General features: G+C 65.4%; 4 protein-coding genes. 1 reads left to right on the top strand and 3 read right to left on the bottom strand.

All coding sequences use genetic code 11. The annotated features are described in order from the left end of the window. On the top strand, window positions 1-739 hold a 739-nt coding region (locus WAN71_RS23535; protein ID WP_422227638.1), incomplete at its 5' end, for a hypothetical protein. 178 nt (window positions 740-917) lie between these two features. On the opposite strand, the gene WAN71_RS23530 is transcribed toward WAN71_RS23535, so the two are convergent. From WAN71_RS23530 to WAN71_RS23520, 3 genes are all read right to left on the bottom strand, one after another. Next, window positions 918-2,771, bottom strand: coding sequence for an NAD-binding protein (locus tag WAN71_RS23530; protein WP_422227637.1), 1,854 nt, complete (start codon window positions 2,769-2,771; stop codon window positions 918-920). Between the two features lie 127 nt (window positions 2,772-2,898). Further along, complete coding sequence (whiA, locus tag WAN71_RS23525) at window positions 2,899-3,876, bottom strand: DNA-binding protein WhiA (RefSeq protein ID WP_422227639.1); 978 nt, start codon at window positions 3,874-3,876, stop codon at window positions 2,899-2,901. Then, window positions 3,873-4,480 (bottom strand): 2-phospho-L-lactate transferase CofD family protein (locus WAN71_RS23520; protein ID WP_422227636.1); only part of this gene is annotated, 608 nt, incomplete at its 5' end. The genes WAN71_RS23520 and whiA, both read right to left, overlap by 4 nt.

The following is a 4,480-nucleotide window of genomic DNA, read 5'->3' as shown; positions in this document are numbered from 1 at the left end:
CTCCAAGGATTTTCTTTCAATTTATCGCGCCGAATTTGGAGGCACTCCAATGGGCGCACTGACCAAAAGTGTGGACGCTGCGGTGCACCCACTCGCGGACGATGATGCTGGCGAGTTCGAAATGATTCTGAGTGACGACACGCTGGATCGCGACAACGAAAGCCTTTTTGCCTACGACTGGCGGGACCCGCTGCCTGAGTCGATTCCGCTTAAGGCCAATCATTCCCGCGATGTCAGCGACATTGTCGGCTCTGGCACACCGTATTTGGACTCTGACGGAAGTCTGCGGGTTCGCGGGAGTTACGCTTCGACGGCGCTCGGTCAGCATATTCGCAGGCTGGTGCGTGAGGGGCATGTCCGGTCAGTGTCGGCGGAGTTTTTGCGCCACGACGACGGCACCGCCGAGCTCGTTGCTGGTGCGTTCGGATCATGGCCTGACCATCCTTGCCGACGCGGCGCGCGCAGATGCCGCCAGCCGCGTTGCGATCACGTCACCGATTGCCGTTGGCTGTCGGCCATTCCGGCCGGCTTTCTCCTCCGATTACGGCCGGGGTTGTTGGGTCAGTACGACGAGACCGTCGCGGATTCCCCGATCGATCCCTTGCCCCTGATCCGGGCTGGCGACTCGGCAGCTACAGCCAAGGCCACCGAACGGGTTGGGGCCGAACGCATTCGGGCCGGCGCTGGCCGGTGCTGCTACCGCAACAGCGGAGCCGACAGCGATAGCGATGCTGACTAGCACCTTTGTGATTGCCATGGTCATTACCTCCTGGTGGATCCGGTGGCCCGCGCGTCAGGGTTGGGGCAGCGGGCCCCGGATACCCCCAGGGTGCCGTTGTGTAGAACTGGTGTCCAAGATCGGATGTCGATCGGTCGATAGCCGCGAGTTGTCGAACGCTGTCACCAGGACCAGTTCGTCAAACCTCAGCGTCTTCTGGCGCCCATAGCGGGCGACGCGTTTGTTGTGGCCTGTGCGGTGAACGCGCAGCCGCCAGTGCCGCCGCAAGCCCACCGTCGGTCGAGGTTTGCGGTGGAGGCTGGCCCTTGCGCAGCGTGGCGATCAGCTCGCGGTAGGGGCCGATGAGGTAGACGGTGTCGCCGGCCGTCAGCCGGGCGTCCCGGCGGGGGCGCAAGCTGACCGGCCCCTCGGGTCGAGTAATCGCGATGACGCGCACTTCGGTAGACAGGTCCGCCATTCGCAGTCCATCGAGCTGGCTGCCCGCCGCCACGAGCATTCCGCCGACCATGAAGGAGCGCTGCCCGACCCAAAACGTCCCTAGCACCTGCAGGCCCATCGCCGCGCCGATAAACCAGGGGGCTGCCAGGTCGACGATCGACCGCACGTTCTCGAAACCGAATTGGCGGTTCACCGCAGCGGCCAGCGCGCGGCCTTGAACGCGCATCACAATCGGCACCTCGGTATCGGATCCCAAGATTTCCAGCAGCACGATCCCAGTCCCGATGTTCTTCATGTCGTTCTGGGTGAGCACCGCCACGCCACGGGCGCGATCGACGCGCGCAGATTCCAGCGTCTGGCGCATCGTCGACTCACCGAAAATCACCGGCACGTCGAGTTCTGCCGCGATCGAAAGGAAGCGGTTGTTCTCATCACGCTCGATGACGAGAACGTCGTATCCGGCAGCGGTCAGATCACTCACGACGCGGATACCGGTTGAACCCAGCCCGACAACGACGACGTGATCCCGCATATGGCGTGCCCGTCGGACTCCGGCCGTATGGGCGAAGCGACGCGACAACAGCAGGTCCGCGATCAACGCGACCAGGATGGCGGTAACGGTCACGCCGCCGAACATCAGCACGACAGCGAACAGTCGCAGCAACGGGGATTGTTGGCCGAAGCTGAAATCGCCATAGCCCACGCTGGTAATTGTCTCGGACGCGAAGTACAGGGCGTCGATCCACGACATCCGGGGGTTCTGGTAAGTGAAGCGCACCAAAGCCGCCGCGCCGAGCGTGAGGAGCAGCGTGAATGCCAATGAGGGAAAAAGCATCGGGTTGACGTCGTTGCGTATGGCCCGCACGGCATCGATTGCGCGTCGCACCCGGGATTGCCGAGAGCGCGTCGCGGTCGGCGGAGGCACGGTGATCCCGCGAGCTTCGAGTTCGTCCTTCACGCCGATCATCGAGGTCCAGTCGCCGGCGTAGACCGGCAGATCCCGTCCTGGACATGCCGCCACCTTTCCGGGGACAGGTGAGTTCTCGCCGTGCACCACCGCCACCGGTGCCAGGTCGCCGTAGATCTCGCGCAGAGTCCCGTCGCGCGGCGCCTCGGCTCCCCAGACAACGAATTCGATACCCGCCGTGTCGAACTGGTGCGCGTTACGCGACAGAACTGCCTCGACGACGGACGGTGCCGCGAGGTCGGCGACGTCCAAGATCGCGCCGGGGCCGCTGACGCTGGCCACCGCTTCACGCAGCACGTCGTTGGACAGCCGTGCCACCACGCGGACAGTCGGACTGTATTCTCTTGCCAACAAGGCGATTTCGAGATTCAACGCGTCATCGGGACCGGCGCAGACCACGGCACGGGCGCGATGTACCCCGGCGCCGAGAAGATCTGCGGCAGTGGTGATCTGGATTATCCGCGCTCCGGCGCCCCTGAGCTCTTCGGCGATCGTTTTCGCTAGCGGGTCGTCACCGCTGACGATGATTTCGCGGTGCATGATCTCGCGCGTTTGGCGGGAAACGGGCTTTGTCGTGTTAACAAGGCCGATCGCGACGTTCGGCCGTTGCTTTGTGTCTTGCGGCATAGTGTTTCCTACGCCGCAACTATTGCGTCCGCGTGACCTGCTTGAGTCGAACGTGTTGCGCCCCACGAAGACCCATCCCCTGACAAGGGGTCGCCCAAGGCAATCGGGCCTGAAGCAAAGCAGAAGGTTAGGCGTCTTCCAACAGGTCCGGGGTCACTGCCGATTCGGTGTCCGGGATGCCTTCGACTTTTGCCTTGCGGTCAGCCATCGACAGCAAACGCCGAATACGGCCGGCCACAGCATCTTTCGTCATCGGTGGATCGGCCAGCCGACCCAACTCCTCCAAGGAGGCCTGCCGGTGTTCGATGCGCAACTTGCCGGCCGCGGCAAGATGGTCGGGGACACCGTCACCAAGGATTTCCAGCGCACGCTCGACGCGGGCGGCCGCCGCCACCGCGGCACGAGCCGAGCGCCGCAGATTGGCGTCGTCGAAATTTGCCAGCCGATTGGCCGTTGCCCGGACCTCGCGACGCATCCGCCGCTCCTCCCAGACCAGCCGGGTGTCCTGGGCGCCCATCCGGGTCAGCAAGGCCCCGATCGCCTCACCGTCACGCACCACCACCCGGTCGGCTCCACGCACCTCCCGCGCTTTGGCGCTGATCCAGAGCCGGCGCGCCGCCCCTACCAGGGCCAGCGCCGCTTCCGGACCGGGGCAGCTGACCTCCAGCGCCGACGAGCGGCCCGGCTCGGTCAACGAGCCGTGCGCCAAGAAGGCGCCCCGCCAAGCGGCTTCGGCGTCGGCGATGCTGCCGCCGACGACCTGGGCGGGTAATCCCCGCACCGGGCGCCCGCGCAAGTCGAGCAGGCCGGTCTGGCGAGCCAGCGCCTCACCGTCGTTGGCGACCCGCAACACATACCGCGTCGTCTTGCGGATTCCGGTGGCCGACAACACATGAACGACGGCGTTGTAGCCGTACAGGTCGAAGATGTCCTTGCGCAGTCGTCGCGCGATGCTGCCCAAATCCACCTCGGCTTCCACGACCACACGGCCGGCGACGATGTGCAGCCCTCCGGCGAATCGCAGCAGTGAGGTCACTTCGGCACGCCTCGCGGTCACCGAACTCACCAGCAGGCGGCTCAACTCGTCTTTGACTTCGGCCGTCATCGCCACGCGTCGTCACCCCTCGGTACGTTACGACCCGGTCCCTCTGCGCCGGTCTGTTGACGTTCTTTTTCGATCGGCATCGCGGCAGTGGCCGTCGCCGAAGGTGGCTGTGCGGAGATGTCGCGCACACCCACCCCATCCAGCGCCGCGGCCAACTTGCCCGGGTCATGTAAAGGTGTACCAGGCCGGGCCACGTCTGCGAATTGAACCTGCGCATGAAGCAGAGTCGCCGTGCGTCGCAGCTGCTCACGCTCGCGCTCACTCGGCACCCGCTCACCGTCGATGATCACGTCGTGGACGGTGAAGTCCGGTGCGTGCTGGGCGAGCACATGCAGATGACGCTCTACCGAGAAGCCAGCCGTCTCCCCCGGTTCGGCCACCAAGTTGAGCACCAGCGCGCGCCGGGCCGTGGTCGCCTGCAGCGCCGCGGCCAGCTCGGGGACCAGCACATGCGGGATCACGCTGGTGAACCACGATCCGGGCCCCAATACGACCAGATCGGCGGACATGATCGCGTCGACGGCCTGTCGGGTGGCCGGCGGGTTGCCGGGCAGCAGCCGGACGCGGCGAACCTTTCCCGGCGTGGTGGCGATGGCCACCTGCC

It is taken from the genome of Mycobacterium sp. (assembly GCF_049280035.1).
Classification (GTDB): domain Bacteria; phylum Actinomycetota; class Actinomycetes; order Mycobacteriales; family Mycobacteriaceae; genus Mycobacterium.
Note: the sequence above shows the minus strand (reverse complement) of the source record. Positions and strands in the feature narration are given on the sequence as shown.